The 14,421-nt window shown below is 43.6% G+C and carries 14 protein-coding genes; 7 read left to right on the forward strand and 7 right to left on the reverse strand.

Annotation, left to right across the window (positions count from 1 at the left end):
- Positions 1 to 58: 58 nt before the first annotated feature.
- Positions 59 to 517, forward strand: a complete 459-nt coding sequence (gene ydgG, locus BSU_05640; RefSeq protein NP_388445.1) for a putative transcriptional regulator (MarR family) — start codon at positions 59 to 61, stop codon at positions 515 to 517.
- The gene (gene ydgH, locus BSU_05650) at positions 514 to 3,171 is read left to right on the forward strand and encodes a putative membrane component (RefSeq protein ID NP_388446.1); all 2,658 of its coding nucleotides are present in this window, start codon (positions 514 to 516) and stop codon (positions 3,169 to 3,171) included. The genes ydgG and ydgH overlap by 4 nt, the downstream gene beginning before the upstream one ends.
- A 145-nt stretch (positions 3,172 to 3,316) precedes the next feature.
- Here ydgH and ydgI read toward each other — a convergent pair whose 3' ends face one another.
- Together ydgI and ydgJ are read right to left on the reverse strand one after the other, a co-directional pair.
- The gene (gene ydgI / locus BSU_05660) at positions 3,317 to 3,946 is read right to left on the reverse strand and encodes a nitroreductase of unidentified specificity (reduces 5-(aziridin-1-yl)-2,4-dinitrobenzamide prodrug) (protein NP_388447.1); all 630 of its coding nucleotides are present in this window, start codon (positions 3,944 to 3,946) and stop codon (positions 3,317 to 3,319) included.
- A 15-nt stretch (positions 3,947 to 3,961) separates the two neighbouring features.
- Entirely contained in the window at positions 3,962 to 4,456 is a 495-nt protein-coding gene (gene ydgJ, locus BSU_05670; RefSeq protein NP_388448.1) for a putative transcriptional regulator (MarR family), read from the reverse strand.
- Positions 4,457 to 4,766: 310 nt separating this feature from the next.
- On the opposite strand from ydgJ, the gene ydgK reads away from it, so the two are divergent.
- Positions 4,767 to 5,975, forward strand: coding sequence for a putative efflux transporter (gene ydgK / locus BSU_05680; protein ID NP_388449.1), 1,209 nt, complete (start codon positions 4,767 to 4,769; stop codon positions 5,973 to 5,975).
- 35 nt (positions 5,976 to 6,010) lie between these two features.
- On the opposite strand, the gene ydhB is transcribed toward ydgK, so the two are convergent.
- The gene (gene ydhB, locus BSU_05690; RefSeq protein NP_388450.2) at positions 6,011 to 6,748 is read right to left on the reverse strand and encodes a putative integral inner membrane protein; all 738 of its coding nucleotides are present in this window, start codon (positions 6,746 to 6,748) and stop codon (positions 6,011 to 6,013) included.
- A gap of 248 nt (positions 6,749 to 6,996) precedes the next feature.
- On the opposite strand from ydhB, the gene ydhC reads away from it, so the two are divergent.
- The 3 genes from ydhC to ydhE all read left to right on the forward strand — a co-directional run bounded on the left by ydhC (position 6,997) and on the right by ydhE (position 10,408).
- A complete protein-coding gene (gene ydhC, locus BSU_05700; RefSeq protein ID NP_388451.1) occupies positions 6,997 to 7,671 on the forward strand; it encodes a putative transcriptional regulator (GntR family) in 675 nt (224 codons plus the stop codon).
- 126 nt (positions 7,672 to 7,797) lie between these two features.
- Positions 7,798 to 9,060 (forward strand): spore cortex lytic enzyme, encoded by a 1,263-nt coding sequence (gene spoL, locus BSU_05710; RefSeq protein NP_388452.2) that lies wholly within the window; start codon positions 7,798 to 7,800, stop codon positions 9,058 to 9,060.
- A 160-nt stretch (positions 9,061 to 9,220) separates the two neighbouring features.
- On the forward strand, positions 9,221 to 10,408 hold the full coding sequence (ydhE, locus tag BSU_05720) for a putative glycosyltransferase (protein NP_388453.2): 1,188 nt from the start codon (positions 9,221 to 9,223) through the stop codon (positions 10,406 to 10,408).
- A 38-nt stretch (positions 10,409 to 10,446) separates the two neighbouring features.
- Here the strand turns inward: ydhE and ydhF are convergent, their stop codons facing one another.
- On the reverse strand, positions 10,447 to 11,157 hold the full coding sequence (ydhF, locus tag BSU_05730; protein ID NP_388454.1) for a putative phosphate-starvation lipoprotein: 711 nt from the start codon (positions 11,155 to 11,157) through the stop codon (positions 10,447 to 10,449).
- Between the two features lie 65 nt (positions 11,158 to 11,222).
- A complete protein-coding gene (phoB, locus tag BSU_05740; RefSeq protein NP_388455.2) occupies positions 11,223 to 12,611 on the reverse strand; it encodes an alkaline phosphatase III (promiscuous, heptaprenylglyceryl phosphate is a substrate) in 1,389 nt (462 codons plus the stop codon).
- Positions 12,612 to 12,972: 361 nt separating this feature from the next.
- On the opposite strand from phoB, the gene fra reads away from it, so the two are divergent.
- A complete protein-coding gene (gene fra / locus BSU_05750) occupies positions 12,973 to 13,344 on the forward strand; it encodes a frataxin; iron/sulfur chaperone (RefSeq protein NP_388456.1) in 372 nt (123 codons plus the stop codon).
- 74 nt (positions 13,345 to 13,418) lie between these two features.
- Here fra and ydhH read toward each other — a convergent pair whose 3' ends face one another.
- Both ydhH and ydhI read right to left on the reverse strand, forming a co-directional pair.
- Entirely contained in the window at positions 13,419 to 13,916 is a 498-nt protein-coding gene (ydhH, locus tag BSU_05760) for a hypothetical protein (protein NP_388457.1), read from the reverse strand.
- A 17-nt stretch (positions 13,917 to 13,933) separates the two neighbouring features.
- On the reverse strand, positions 13,934 to 14,416 hold the full coding sequence (gene ydhI, locus BSU_05770; RefSeq protein NP_388458.1) for a putative acetyltransferase: 483 nt from the start codon (positions 14,414 to 14,416) through the stop codon (positions 13,934 to 13,936).
- Positions 14,417 to 14,421: the final 5 nt, after the last annotated feature.

The raw sequence follows: 14,421 nt of genomic DNA on the forward strand, positions 1-14,421 counted from the left end.
CTAATTGACATTGAACATAAAGTTTAGCGGGGTAAACTATAATGAGGAGGGGAAGATATTGAATGAACAAAAGCTATGTCAGGCGATAAACCTGTTTGTGGAAGTCCTGCTTGAAGGGACAGAATTTGTGCATCGTGAAATCAATCAGGATGTCTTCAAGCATATCTCAAGGGAACAGGCAGACCTGTTGAAAATTTTAAAAGTCAAGGGCCCAACCTCTCCCGGCAGCCTGGCCATGTACCAAAATGTACATAAGAGCGCGATCTCTAACAGACTGAAAAAGCTGCTCGAAAAGGGATTGGTTCAATGGGACGACTGTCCGGAAAAAAGTGATAGGCGCTCTAAGCTTATTAACATTACACCCAGTGGTGAACACATACTAGAAGAATTAGATTCTGCCATCTTTAACGCGCTCAAACCGTTGATTGATGATATAGATGAGGAACACTTACATTCTATCATCGAGATATTCACCATTTTAAAAAGCAAATTTAAAGGAGGAGATTCTGCCGAATGAGAGCAATCATCAAATTCAAGTGGGCAATTGCAGCCATAGTATTAGCACTTACCGTCGTTTTGAGTTTGTTTTCTCCGAACTTAACGGAGCTGGCCAATCAAAAGGGGCAGGCCCAGCTTCCCGCTGATGCTGTTTCAGAAAGGGCAAACGCCATTTTAAAACAAGCGGGAGAAGACAATAATTCGATCAGTGTAGTCTTTACATTAGACAACGCTATAAAGAAAGAAACAGAGAATCAGCTCCGGATAATAATTGATAAAATCAAAAAGATCGACGGTGTAGAAGAGGTAACATCTCCTCTGTCAGCGGAAAAAGAAGTCAAAGACCAGTTGATGTCGAAAGACAAGAAAACCGTTCTCATGCCTGTCACGATTACAGGTTCTGATAAAAAGGCGGAAAAAATTGCGGACGAGATTTATCAAATCGTTCCTGATGACTTGACGGCATATATTACGGGAGCTTCCCTTATCAACCAGGATTTCGCTCACAGCTCAGAGGAAGGGCTTAAGAAAACGGAAGTGATAACAGTCTGCCTGATCATCGGTTTACTGTTGATCGTGTTCCGATCTGTTGTGACGCCTTTTATCCCGATTGTGGTTGTCGGTTTTTCTTATCTGATCAGTCAATCTATACTGGGCATCCTTGTATACAATGTTGATTTTCCTATCTCGACGTTTACGCAAACCTTCTTAGTTGCGATCCTGTTCGGCATTGGAACAGATTACTGCATACTGCTTCTTACACGGTTCCGTGAAGAATTGGCAAACGGGCATGATAAAAAAGAAGCGGCGCTTATCGCTTACCGCACAGGGGGAAAAACCTTATTTATCAGCGGATTTGCGGTATTGATCGGATTTTCCGCCTTAGGATTTGCGAAGTTTGCGATTTTCCAATCCGCAGTAGGGGTAGCAGTCGGTGTGGGAATTTTAATGATCATCCTCTACACACTGCTGCCATTATTTATGGTGACGCTGGGTGAAAAATTATTCTGGCCTTCTAAGAAAGTGCTGTCACACAGTGATAACAAACTATGGGCGTTTCTCGGCAGACACTCCGTTGCGCGTCCGTTTCTGTTCATTGTCATCACGGTGGTGATTACGCTTCCGTTCATCTTGACCTATGATGACCAGATTTCATTCGACTCAACTGCGGAAATCAGCAGCGATTATAAATCTATAAAAGCTCTCGAGGCCATTAAGGATGGATTCGGGGAAGGAAAAGCGTTCCCGATCAATGTTGTCGTAAAAGGAGACAAAGATCTTACAACAGCTGATACAATCCCCTATCTAGGAAATATCAGCAAAGCGATCGAGAAAGTTGATCATGTTGACTCTGTTATGACCATTACGCAGCCGACTGGTAAAAAAATCAAAGATTTATATATTGATAACCAGCTAGGATCGGTTTCAGACGGGCTGGATAAGACGGTGAAAGGGATTGCCGATGTCCAAAGCGGATTAACGGATATAGAAAACGGACTGAATCAAATGGCAGGGCAAACCGGCTCGGCCTCAAATGGAGGGTCTGGCGGTTCACTGGGCGATGCGGCAGATGGCTTGGGCAAAATCAATCAGCAGCTGCAGCTCGTGAGCAAACAGATTTCCCAAACCGGCAATACCGCACAGACCGTGCAGCAGCTTACGGCAATAAGCGGACAGCTTGGCCAGATTCAAACCGGCCTTGAACAAGCGAACCAACAGCTCTCAGGCCAGCAGGCACAAGCCGGAACGCTGACAGAAAGCCTGAAAAAGCTGTCCGAAGGCGTGAAAAGCGCAAATGAGGGCCTGACGAAAGTCTCTGACGGTATTACAGCTTCCAGTGATATATTAGAGGACATGAGCAAAAGTCCAACTGTAAGAGATACTGGCATATTCATTCCTGATCAAGTAATGAAGGACAAAGACTTTAAGAAGTCAATTGACCAGTATTCCTTTGCAGACGGCAAAGGTGTTCAATTAAGTGTCGTTCTGGATTCAAATCCGTACTCAGAACAAGCTATTACGACAATAAACCAAATCAAAAAAGCTGTCGCAAACGAAGTTGACGGCACTCCTTTGGAGAATGCACAGATCGTGTACGGCGGGGTCACGAGTATGAATGCGGACTTAAAGGAGCTATCCACAACGGACTTCTCCAGAACAATGGTGATTATGATTATAGGCCTGTTTATCGTGTTAACCATTTTGTTCCGCTCAATGATCATGCCGATTTATATGATCGCGTCATTGCTGCTGACGTACTATACGTCGATATCCATAACAGAATTAATTTTTGTAAACGGCTTAGGAAACGCGGGTGTCAGCTGGGCAGTGCCATTCTTCAGCTTTGTCATCTTGATCGCGTTAGGGGTAGATTATTCGATCTTCTTGCTGGATCGATTTAAGGAAGAGGTGCACCTTGGCATTGAGCAAGGTGTCGTCAGGTCAATGAGCAAAATGGGATCTGTCATTATTACAGCTGCCATTATATTGGCCGGTACGTTCGCGGCGATGATGCCTTCAGGTGTCAATACACTGATGCAGGTGGCAAGTGTTATCATCATCGGGCTCTTGCTTTACGGCCTTGTCATACTTCCGCTCTTCATCCCGGCAATCATTGCGACCTTTGGAGAAGGAAACTGGTGGCCGTTCGGCAGGAAGAAAGGAAAAGAGTAATCGAGAGAAGAGTGATGAATGGTCATCACTCTTTTTTCATGACTAAACGACTAACTTCAGACGTGTTACCCAAAAAGATCAGACGATCAAACGGCGGCTGTACTTAAAAACAAAGAGCCCGGAAAACATTCCCGGGCTCTTTGTTTTATTTCCATTCTGCAATTGTATCAATCGGCAGACGGTAGGAAGCATAGCCTTCGTCTGCTGCTTTTCCGATAGAAAGTAGCATAACCGGTACATAACGTTCTTTATCTAATCCGAAGGTTTCCGCGATGTTTTCTTTATCGTATCCGCCGATCGGGTTTGTATCGTAGCCATGCGCGCGTGCAGTCAGCATCAGCTGCATGGAAACAAGACCTCCGTCAATCAGGATCGTTTCACGGTTGACCTGTGCCGGAAGCTTTTCAAAATGTGCGGTCAGCGCGGCGATTTGTCTGTCTTTGACCTCCTGCGGCATGTAACCAAGTTCCACGGCTTTTGAATAGATTTCTTCTAGATAGTCTGCGTTGTTCATGTCTGCAAATACAGCGATGACAGCAGATGATGTTGTGACTTGTGTTTGGTTAAAGCTTGCAAGCGGTGCGAGCTTTTCTTTTCCTTCCGGGCTGTCAATGACAAGAAAACGCCATGGCTGCGCGTTAACAGAAGATGGGGCAGTTGTTGCTTCCTCTAAGATCTCTGTCATTTCTTCTTTGCTGATTTTTACTGCCGGATCATAGTTGCGGATAGAACGGCGGCCTTTCATAATTTCCATAAAATCGTTTGTTTTGATCATGTTGATACACTCCTCTTAAGCTTCGATATTATTTATATTGTTTCGCATGCGCGCCAGCACATCAATGAGCAGGCGGCGTTCTTCTGCGCTTACATTTGCGAGCATTTCCTTCATGAAACGCTCCTTTTCCTTCTTAGAAGACTCAATTCGCTCTCTTCCTTGGTCTGTTAACCGAACAAGGGTGATGCGGTTGTCCTCAGGCTTGCGCCGCCTTGATACCATGCCTTTGGATTCCAGCTGTTTCAGGTGTCTGGTAACGGCTGCGCTATCGATATTTACTTTCTTTTGAAGGTCGCTTTGACTGATCTCATCTGCATGATAAAGCAATGTCAGCAATTCCAAACGAGATTGGCTGATGCCCGTGCATGCCTCGAACTTCACGCCAATCACCTTGTTCACGCCTTGCAGCTGATATAAAATCTCGGCTTCCTCTGAACAAAATGACGCCAAAACCCATCCCTTCTTTCCTGTCAAAACTATTAATTGATATATCAATGATTGACACGTCAATTAATATACAACGATTGATTTCATCTTGCAAGCCATTTGCACTTTTGAACAACCTCCCAGCGCATAAAATTCGCTAGGCTAGAACTTAGCAAAAAAAGCTGGCCGCTTCTTCAGATGATGCTGGTCACGATGATTCCCTGCATCATTCCCATTTATAGGTGTTCGGAATATCACTTTGCCGGCCCGTGCTCAAGCGGCTTTCACAGGCTGAAAGTTATGATACAATATACAAATGTTTCACAGCTTCAATCCATAGTTGGAGCTGACATCCATTATATAAGGGACTAGGTTGAAGGGAAGGTTTGATAACATGCTGCACAATCCAACTGGAAAAGAACGCTTGGCACTAGCGTTTCTGCTCGGCATGCTTGCTATATTGGGCCCGCTTAATATAGATATGTATTTGCCAAGTTTTCCTGAAATCGCGAAAGATTTATCAGCAAGTGCTTCACTTGTTCAGTTAAGTTTAACAGCCTGTCTGGTCGGGCTTACGATCGGCCAGCTGATTGTCGGGCCGGTCAGCGATGCGCAGGGAAGACGAAAACCGCTATTAATCTGTATTTTTTTATTTGCGTTATCTTCTCTGTTTTGTGCACTGTCGCCCAATATAACAACTTTAGTGGCTGCGCGTTTTTTACAAGGCTTCACTGCTTCTGCAGGGCTTGTGCTGTCTCGCGCAATCGTCCGCGATGTGTTTACCGGAAGAGAGCTTTCTAAATTTTTCTCGCTGTTAATGGTCATTACCGCGGTGGCGCCAATGGTTGCGCCTATGACAGGCGGTGCCATTTTGCTTTTGCCGTTCGCAACGTGGCATACAATTTTTCACGTCTTAATGATCATCGGATTTTTACTAGTTCTTCTGATTGCATTGAGGTTAAAAGAAACGCTTCCGCTGGAAAAACGGATTCCAAGCTCAATCGGAACATCCGTCAAAACGATGGGCAGCCTGCTGAAGGATCGATCCTTTATGGGGTACGCGTTAACTGTCGGATTTATTCACGGGGGAAGCTTTGCATATGTGTCTGGTACGCCTTTTGTATACCAGGATATCTACGGGGTGTCTCCGCAGGTATTTAGTATTCTTTTTGGCATTAACGGGCTGGCGATTATATCGGGCAGCTTTATCATCGGACGCTTTGGCGGAATCATTCATGAAAAAAGCCTGCTTCGTATAGCGGTCATTACGGCTATGATTGCGACGGCTGTGCTATTAACCATGACCATGATTCACGGTCCTCTTGCTACATTAGTCATATCCATTTTCATTTACATGATTACGATCGGCATGGTTCTGACCAGCACGTTTACCCTAGCCATGGAAAAGCAGGGGCACCGCGCCGGAAGTGCAAGTGCGCTGCTTGGAATGCTTCCGCTGCTCCTCGGTTCAATCGTGTCACCGCTTGTAGGCATTAATGAGACAACAGCCGTTCCGATGGGAGCCATCATGTTTGTGACAGCTGTCATCGGCTCACTGGCGTTTTTTGGATTAACGAAAGAACGAGTAGGGCAGAATTCATAAAAAAACCTGACATGACGTCAGGTTTTTTGTTTTATTTAGAATAACAACAGCAGGCCTGCAATCGCCGGAGTCAAAAAGATGGCTGATTTCAAAACCACCTTTGGCATGAGGTTGGTGAATTTCGCGCCTACATAGGCCCCGCACATTGTCCCGACCAGAACTTTGACAAGTAAAACGTAATCAACAAAACCTTCTGTAATATATCCGATGCCTCCACCTACAGCCAGAGGGATGATCACAAGCATCGTCGTTCCGACAGAATGGCGAATGGACAGATTCAGCATAATCATTAAACCGATTTGAATAAAAGGTGCCGACCCGATGCCGAATGTGCCGGAAAGAACGCCGGCTGCAATTCCTAAGATGACCGCTCTCGTATACGTTGAAAGAGTGCTTTGATTCACTTGAGCCTTCTCTTTTAAAATAAATAATCTGATTAAAATGAGAATTGCTGATAAAAATAACATTCCAGCCGTCAAATAATGAAGCAAATCAGCCGGAATAAAAGAAGTCAGCTTGGCGCCGAAAAATGAGCCAACCGCAGCAAAGCCTCCGACTATTAAGCCGATTTTCATTTGAATGTTACCCTCGCGATAGTGGCTGTATGCCCCTGATAAGCTTGTAAAAGCCATGCCGGCAAGCGAAGTGCCTAAAGCCGTATGAATCGGGATATGGAAAAGAAGCGTTAAAAGGGCAATGACAAAGCCGGCTCCACCGGCGCCAATAAAGCCTAAAATAATTCCTAGAAGAAACATAACAAGAATAATGAGCATATTTTTTCCTCCATTGAAAAGATGTAAAAATGTAATCGTGCGCTATTCTGGCGGAGGTATGGTGTCCTATTGACGAAGAAAAACACGCCGTTTTTTCAGTTGCCAGTAGTCCGTCGACCGTCGTTCAGCAAACATATCGTACCTCAAATTCAGGGATCTGACAAGGCAGTTTGTTGCTTCCCATTACCATCTGTTATATGATTTTGATGAAGAAAAGCCCTTGAATATATTCAAAAGAGGTATTATATATGGACGATTTTAAATTAGATAAGCCGACTCCCTACTACCTGCAATTTTATAACCAGCTAAAAAAAATGATCTTCAACGGGACTTTTAAGCCTGGGGAACGGATAAACGAAACACAGCTGGCGAAAAGCTTTGGCGTCAGCCGCTCTCCGATAAGGGAAGCCATGCGATTGCTTGAGAAAGATGGTTTGTTAAAAGCGGATGACCGAAATGGGTTTTCGATCACGTCGTTAACGGCAAAAGATGTAGATGAGATTTATAAAATCAGAATTCCGCTGGAGCAGCTGGCAGTCGAATTAGTCATAGACGAAGCGGACGAAGAAGAGCTGACCATACTCGAAAAACAGCTTGAAGAAACAGAGAAAGCGATTCACAACGGCACGGAAGATACAGAAATCATTCGTTTAAACCAAAAATTTCATGAGCTGCTGGTTGATTTCAGCCATAACAGACATTTGAAAAATTTGCTTGAGCATGTAAATGACCTGATTCATTTTTGCAGAATCCTTAATTATACCGGCGACCACCGCGCAGAAACGATACTGCGTGAGCACCGCAGGATATTTGAAGAAGTGAAAAAGAAAAACAAAGAAGCAGCCAAACAACATGTGCTGGCTCATTTCAATCATGACTGTGAGCATTTGAAGCATGTGCTTGAAGAAGGTAAAGAGAATTGATTTGTATGATCCGGTACCAAGGGAGAGCAGAACCCTTGGTATTTTTTTATGTATTCACCACATATCTAAGAGGCCCCGTTAATAAGATTTTATGATGGTTTGACTAACGAATAATGGGGGTTAAATATGTTTATCCATATCGTCGGGCCTGGTGATTCTTTGTTTTCGATAGGCAGAAGATACGGTGCTTCTGTTGATCAAATACGGGGTGTGAATGGTTTAGATGAAACGAATATCGTGCCGGGGCAGGCTCTGCTTATCCCTCTTTATGTATATACAGTCCAGCCGAGAGATACGCTTACCGCCATTGCAGCTAAAGCGTTTGTGCCATTAGAGCGACTGCGAGCGGCCAATCCGGGCATCAGCCCAAATGCTTTACAAGCGGGAGCAAAAATAACGATTCCTTCGATCTCAAATTACATTGCGGGAACGTTAAGTTTTTATGTGCTCCGAAACCCAGACCTCGATCGGGAATTAATCAATGATTATGCGCCATACTCGTCTTCGATTTCAATTTTCGAATACCATATTGCACCGAACGGCGACATTGCAAACCAATTGAATGATGCGGCCGCTATTGAGACAACTTGGCAAAGACGAGTCACGCCGCTGGCAACAATAACGAACCTTACATCAGGAGGCTTCAGTACGGAGATTGTTCACCAAGTGCTAAACAATCCGACAGCGAGAACCAATCTGGTCAACAACATTTATGACTTAGTTTCCACAAGGGGATATGGCGGTGTCACAATCGATTTTGAGCAGGTGAGCGCCGCGGATCGCGATCTTTTCACTGGATTTTTACGCCAGCTGAGAGATCGACTTCAGGCGGGAGGGTATGTGCTGACGATAGCTGTTCCTGCAAAAACAAGTGATAATATCCCATGGCTGAGGGGCTACGATTACGGGGGGATAGGAGCGGTTGTCAATTATATGTTTATCATGGCTTATGATTGGCATCATGCGGGAAGTGAGCCGGGTCCTGTAGCGCCGATTACTGAAATAAGGAGAACCATTGAGTTTACGATTGCGCAGGTGCCGAGCAGAAAAATCATTATCGGAGTCCCGCTCTACGGGTACGACTGGATCATCCCGTACCAGCCGGGCACAGTTGCTTCAGCGATTTCAAATCAAAACGCAATCGAAAGAGCGATGAGGTACCAAGCCCCGATACAATATTCAGCCGAATATCAATCACCGTTTTTCCGGTACAGTGATCAGCAGGGGCGGACGCATGAGGTATGGTTTGAGGATGTCAGAAGCATGAGCCGGAAGATGCAGATCGTCCGTGAATACAGATTGCAGGCTATTGGCGCTTGGCAGTTAACGCTGGGCTTTACGCCGGGCCCATGGCTTCTGCGGAAATTTTTTACGATCAGAAAAGTGTAAAAAAAGACACCAGAGCTTGGGTGTCTTTTTTTTGATTAAGTCCAGAGCAGCAGAATAGTTCATTCATTTGTACCTTGCATGGGTTGTGTTCCCATTTTACGATTAGTAGTAGTCTGATCAAACAAAGAGTCAGAATACGATTTGAGAGGGAGTTGTCTACATGAAGACAGTATTGATTTTGAATTTTCCTGCGGAAGGCCATGTGAATCCTACTTTAGGCATTACGAAAGCGTTTTCCGATAAGGGATATGATGTCCATTATATATCCACTGAAAAATATAAAAAACGATTAGAAGCAGCGGGAGCAACGGTCCATCTTCACCGGGATCTGCTGCGAACGACACCTATTCATGTCGGTTCGCCCAATGGCATTCTTGATTTCGTGAAAATCCATATCAAAACGTCATTGGACATTTTACAGATTGTCAAAGACTTATCTAAGAGCATTCAATTTGATTTTGTTTATTATGATAAATTCGGCGCGGGGGAATTGGTGAGGGATTACTTAGATATTCCAGGGGTCTCTTCATCGGCGTCTTTCCTGTTTGGCGAGGAGCATCTGAAAATCCTGCCGCTGCATCCGGAGTCTGGAGCGCCGCTTGAATTGGATCAAGAGTGCGAAGACCTTTTGGCAAAAATGAAAGAAACGTACGGTGTTGCCCCGAAAAACCTGGTTCAATTCATGAACAATAAAGGGGAATTGAACGTAGTGTATACAAGCCGTTATTTTCAGCCAGAAAGTGATCGTTTCGGGGATGAATGTCTATTTATCGGGCCGAGCTTTCCAAAGAGAGCGGAAAAAACAGATTTCCCGATTGAACAGCTAAAAGATGAGAAGGTCATTTATATTTCAATGGGGACTGTACTGGATCATACAGAGGATTTCTTCAACCTTTGTATTGATGCATTTTCAGGCTTTAACGGAAAAGTCGTCATCGCTGCCGGAGAAAAAGCGGACCTGACCAAATTAAAGCAGGCGCCGGAAAACTTTATCATTGCTCCGTATGTCCCTCAGCTGGAAGTGCTGGAGCAATCGGATGTTTTCATTACACACGGCGGAATGAACAGCGTAAACGAAGGCATTCATTTCAGCGTGCCACTGGTTGTCATGCCTCATGACAAGGATCAGCCGATGGTGGCGCAGCGTCTCTCTGAACTCCATGCAGGCTATGTCATCTCTAAAGATGAAGTCAATGCCCAAATATTAAAACAGGCCGTAGATGAGGTTTTGCGCAACGATCAGTATACGGCAGGCATTAAAAAAATCAATCAAAGCTTCAAAGAATGTATGGACATGGAAGAAGTGATGGAGCGGATTGATGAGTTGATTCGCCAAAAAAACAAATAAGAAAAAGAACTCCCGTACCTTGTACGGGAGTTCTTGATTTAAAACTTGATTTTGATTTTTTGAGCATCACTGATTTTCTTATGGTTATGGTCAAAGACGTCACTTGTCGTGATTTCGATCCACTTGATCTCTTTTGTTTTCTTCTCAGCATCCGCGGCCTTATCATGAGCATGGCCGCTTGATGCGTTCACAATAAAGCCGAGATTTCCGGACTTTTCGGCGCCGCCTTCCAATTCGCCGTTTAACTCTTCAAGATAAATATCTTTGTTCCAATCAAAGGTTTCACCCGTATTTGTTTTCATCAATGCAATCGGCGCAACATTTACTTTTTTTGTAGAGGTGTTCTTGATATCAACGAAAACCTTAACGAAATCAAACTCTTCATCGTGTGTTAACTCATGAAAGTAATCAATCATGCTGTAGTCCGGGCGCAAGTGGATCAGCTTCATTTCTTTTACTGTTAACTCCACGTCGCCAATTTTATAGGTTTTGTTCACTTGTTTGATATCTTTTAAGACAGCTTTTCCTTTATCATCTGAAAACGTTTGGCCGACCTTATGCAATGTCCGGTCATCAGTTACCTGGGAATTAGGCTGATAATCATCTGTGCTGTCCTTCTGGGATGAAGTGCTTTGCGGCTCAGCTTTTACTGTTTTCTCCCCGCCTGCATGCTGTTTTTCAGTACTGGCGTTTGATGAGCAGCCCGCAAGCATGATAGCAAAAACGAGAATTGAAAGAATTCTTCTCATGATGATTCCTCCATTAAAAAGAGATCCCGTTACTTCATACAAGCAACGGGACACCTTGTATTCTTTTACTTATCGTTAATCTTAATGTTGTATTGTAAAGCCTTGAAAACATTTTTGGCGATTTCTGTATTGTCGATTTGGCCGGCAAATGTCTCACTAGACGGACCGTATGCATAGACGGGAACATCTTCACCGGTATGTCCGCCTGTTGTCCATCCAGTGTGAGAGCGTTTATTAAAGATGTTCTCGATTGCGTTATCGATATCCAGTACTTCCTTCGATTTTGCCGCTTCTTCAACAGATTGAATTTCGGCTTTTGTTAAAGCCAATTTCTTTTGATCGATATATGTTTTCAACGTTTTTTCAACATCCGCGCCGTCAGCGATCTTTTCTGCCATAAAGTCTGGTGTGCGCTTTGCGGCTTTAATGGGTTCACTGAACCAGTTGTAGATGCCGTCCGCACCGATGGAATATCCGCCGGTTGAGTGGTCAGCCGTTGCGACAACCAATGTGTGCTTGTCTTTTTTAGCGAAATCAATAGCCGCCTTATAAGCTTGTTCGAAGTCTTCCATCTCGCTCATGGCGCCAACGATATCATTGTCATGGCCCGCCCAGTCAATCTGGCTGCCTTCCACCATGAGGAAGAATCCGTCTTTATCCTTGTTTAATTTTTTAATGGCTGTGTTTGTCATATCTTTAAGTGATGGAATATCCTTCGTACGGTCAATCTTTTTAGGCAGGCCGCCGTCAGCGAATAGGCCGAGAACTTGGCTGTCTTTGTTTTTCAGCATGTCCTTGCGATCATCCACGTAGCTGTACCCCGCCTTTTTGAATTCCTTAATCAAATTACGGTCCTTACGGTCAAAATTGCTCTTTCCTCCGCCTAGAAGGACATCAATTTTGTGCTTGCCGTTGACCATCTCATCAAAATAATCATCCGCAATTGAGTTCATATTTTTTCGGCTGTGGTCGTGTGAACCAAAAGAGGCCGGAGTGGCGTGTGTAATTTCTGAAGTGGCCACAAGTCCTGTTGCTTTTCCTTTTTCTTTCGCAGCTTCAAGCACCGTTTTGGCTTCTGACCCGTCGTTATCAACGGCTATGGCATTATTGTATGTTTTAATTCCCGCAGACATAGCCGTTGCCGCCGCTGCAGAATCCGTTACATTTTGTTCAGGATCATCGGGGTAAGTTGTTTGCTGGCCGACAAGATACTGATCAAAAGCCGTAGGCTCCACAACTTTTGTCTTTTTATTATCCTTTAAGTATCGATAAGCAGACGTATAAGACACACCCATACCATCACCAATCAGAACAATAACATTTTTAATTTCGTCTTGGTTCCCCTTTTTCTTTTCCTGGGCGCTGGCTTCAGGCACACTGCCGCTGGCTAAGCTGCTGAACGCAATTGATGATAAAACCGCGATAGGCAGTAATTTCTTCGGGAATTTTTTCAACTGGATAACCTCCTAAATATAGATGAATCTCAATGACAACCCAATTATATTTTTAAACTGTTAAGCTAGTATTAATCGATTTTAAAGATTGGATTTACAAGAATAATGAACTGGCACCCTTAAATAATGGTTATTCTTTTATGAGAAGTTTTAGAAGGAAAGAGCGATAGTACTAAAGAAATAAATTGGAGGAATAGATACTGGCCGTGGATAGGCGGACTGAAATCTGCTATAGTCGCATAGAAGCAACCCGCTTACATCTTGAACAATTTAAAGTATTACGTTGGAAAGAGGTATTGTGTAAGCACATGTCTGAGCAGTTCATATGGAGTGGCATCATTTTATTTTAGGAGGGAACAACATGGACGTTTTTTCTGAGTACTTAGCGGGGATTGCTGACCCGTTCCACCGAGAAAGAACGGAAGAGGTGTTAACTTGGATAAAAAATAAATATCCAAATTTACATACAGAAATAAAATGGAATCAGCCGATGTTTACGGATCACGGTACATTTATTATTGGCTTTAGTGTTTCTAAAAAGCATTTAGCTGTCGCTCCTGAAAAAGTAACGATAGCGCACGTAGAGGATGATATTGTGAAGGCCGGATATGATTACACCGAGCAGCTGATACGTATCCCTTGGAACGGTCCAGTTGATTATACGCTACTTGAGAAAATGATTGAGTTTAATATTCTGGACAAGGCGGACTGCTCCACTTTTTGGCGGAAATGAAGAAAAAGGCATAACATATGAGCTGTATAAAATATGTTACGCCTTTTCATTTGTCTATTTTTCGTTTTGATCATCTATTGCTGCTTTTCATCAAACAAGGTCTTTTCATTGAGCGTAAGCTGACTCGCAGAATAATGATTACCTTGTTTCCATTTCACTTCAATCGTAATATCATGGCCTTCAAGCTCATGTTCATCTAACCGCTCTAAAAAAGAAACGGACTTTTCTTTTGCGCTTCCATCAGAAAAAGTGCCTCCAGCATAATCATGCATCGGGATTTCCGTGTCAGAACTCAGCAGAACTTCATCATCCTTTTTTACAATCAGTGATTCCAGATAAGTGTTGTCTATTTCAATTGTATCACCGATCCAATAAAGTTTGCCGCTGTATTCATTCGGTGCATCTTCATTTTTTGTGAAAACAGCTTCCCAATTCTGATCTTTGCTTTCTCCCTGCCAATTTGGATACTCCAAACGAACATGATGAATCAGGTGATAGGAAAAAAAGATCAAGCAGAAAGCGATTAATAGGAATGCCGTGAAAATGAGAGGGTATTTATAATGACTGGACATAAAAGACTCCTATTCGTTTAATCAATTACCTTCGAAAATAGAATTTCATCCCGAATCAAAATGCCGTTTTCAGCCACCTCGGGAATCTCCGGCTTGAGTCGGCGCGCTTTTTCAACTGCGTTCGGAAACACTGCGGCGAATTGATAGCCTCTCTTTTGATAAAACGCTATCGCATTTACATTATCATTCGTTGTGATAAGCTTTATTCGTTGACAATGTGCATGTTTAGCCTTCTCTTCAACCTGCTGAAGTAAAGCTGTGCCGATTCCTTTATTTTCAATCATACTATCTAATGAAATAATTTCACAATCTTTCCCATCTATTGTGTATGTAATACAGCCAATGATTTCGCCGCTTTCATTTACTGCGGCAAATCCATCTAATTCATCACACCGAAAAATGCCGCTGGAAATCGCCATCTCGGGTGTACCCCAATGCTTGGCAAAAAAATCGGTCAACATATGTTTCGCTATCTCATTGTTTGGGATGATGATCATCATAACAC

Origin of the sequence: Bacillus subtilis subsp. subtilis str. 168, assembly GCF_000009045.1 — a bacterium.
In the GTDB taxonomy this organism is placed as follows: Bacteria; Bacillota; Bacilli; order Bacillales; family Bacillaceae; genus Bacillus; species Bacillus subtilis.

Coding starts and splice junctions, on each gene's coding strand:
- ydgH (NP_388446.1), top strand. CDS start 514: ATGAGAGCAATCATCAAATTCAAGTGGGCAATTGCAGCCATAGTATTA.
- ydgI (NP_388447.1), bottom strand. CDS start 3,946: ATGATCAAAACAAACGATTTTATGGAAATTATGAAAGGCCGCCGTTCT.
- ydgK (NP_388449.1), top strand. CDS start 4,767: ATGCTGCACAATCCAACTGGAAAAGAACGCTTGGCACTAGCGTTTCTG.
- ydhB (NP_388450.2), bottom strand. CDS start 6,748: ATGCTCATTATTCTTGTTATGTTTCTTCTAGGAATTATTTTAGGCTTT.
- ydhC (NP_388451.1), top strand. CDS start 6,997: ATGGACGATTTTAAATTAGATAAGCCGACTCCCTACTACCTGCAATTT.
- spoL (NP_388452.2), top strand. CDS start 7,798: ATGTTTATCCATATCGTCGGGCCTGGTGATTCTTTGTTTTCGATAGGC.
- ydhE (NP_388453.2), top strand. CDS start 9,221: ATGAAGACAGTATTGATTTTGAATTTTCCTGCGGAAGGCCATGTGAAT.
- ydhF (NP_388454.1), bottom strand. CDS start 11,157: ATGAGAAGAATTCTTTCAATTCTCGTTTTTGCTATCATGCTTGCGGGC.
- fra (NP_388456.1), top strand. CDS start 12,973: ATGGACGTTTTTTCTGAGTACTTAGCGGGGATTGCTGACCCGTTCCAC.
- ydhH (NP_388457.1), bottom strand. CDS start 13,916: ATGTCCAGTCATTATAAATACCCTCTCATTTTCACGGCATTCCTATTA.
- ydhI (NP_388458.1), bottom strand. CDS start 14,416: ATGATGATCATCATCCCAAACAATGAGATAGCGAAACATATGTTGACC.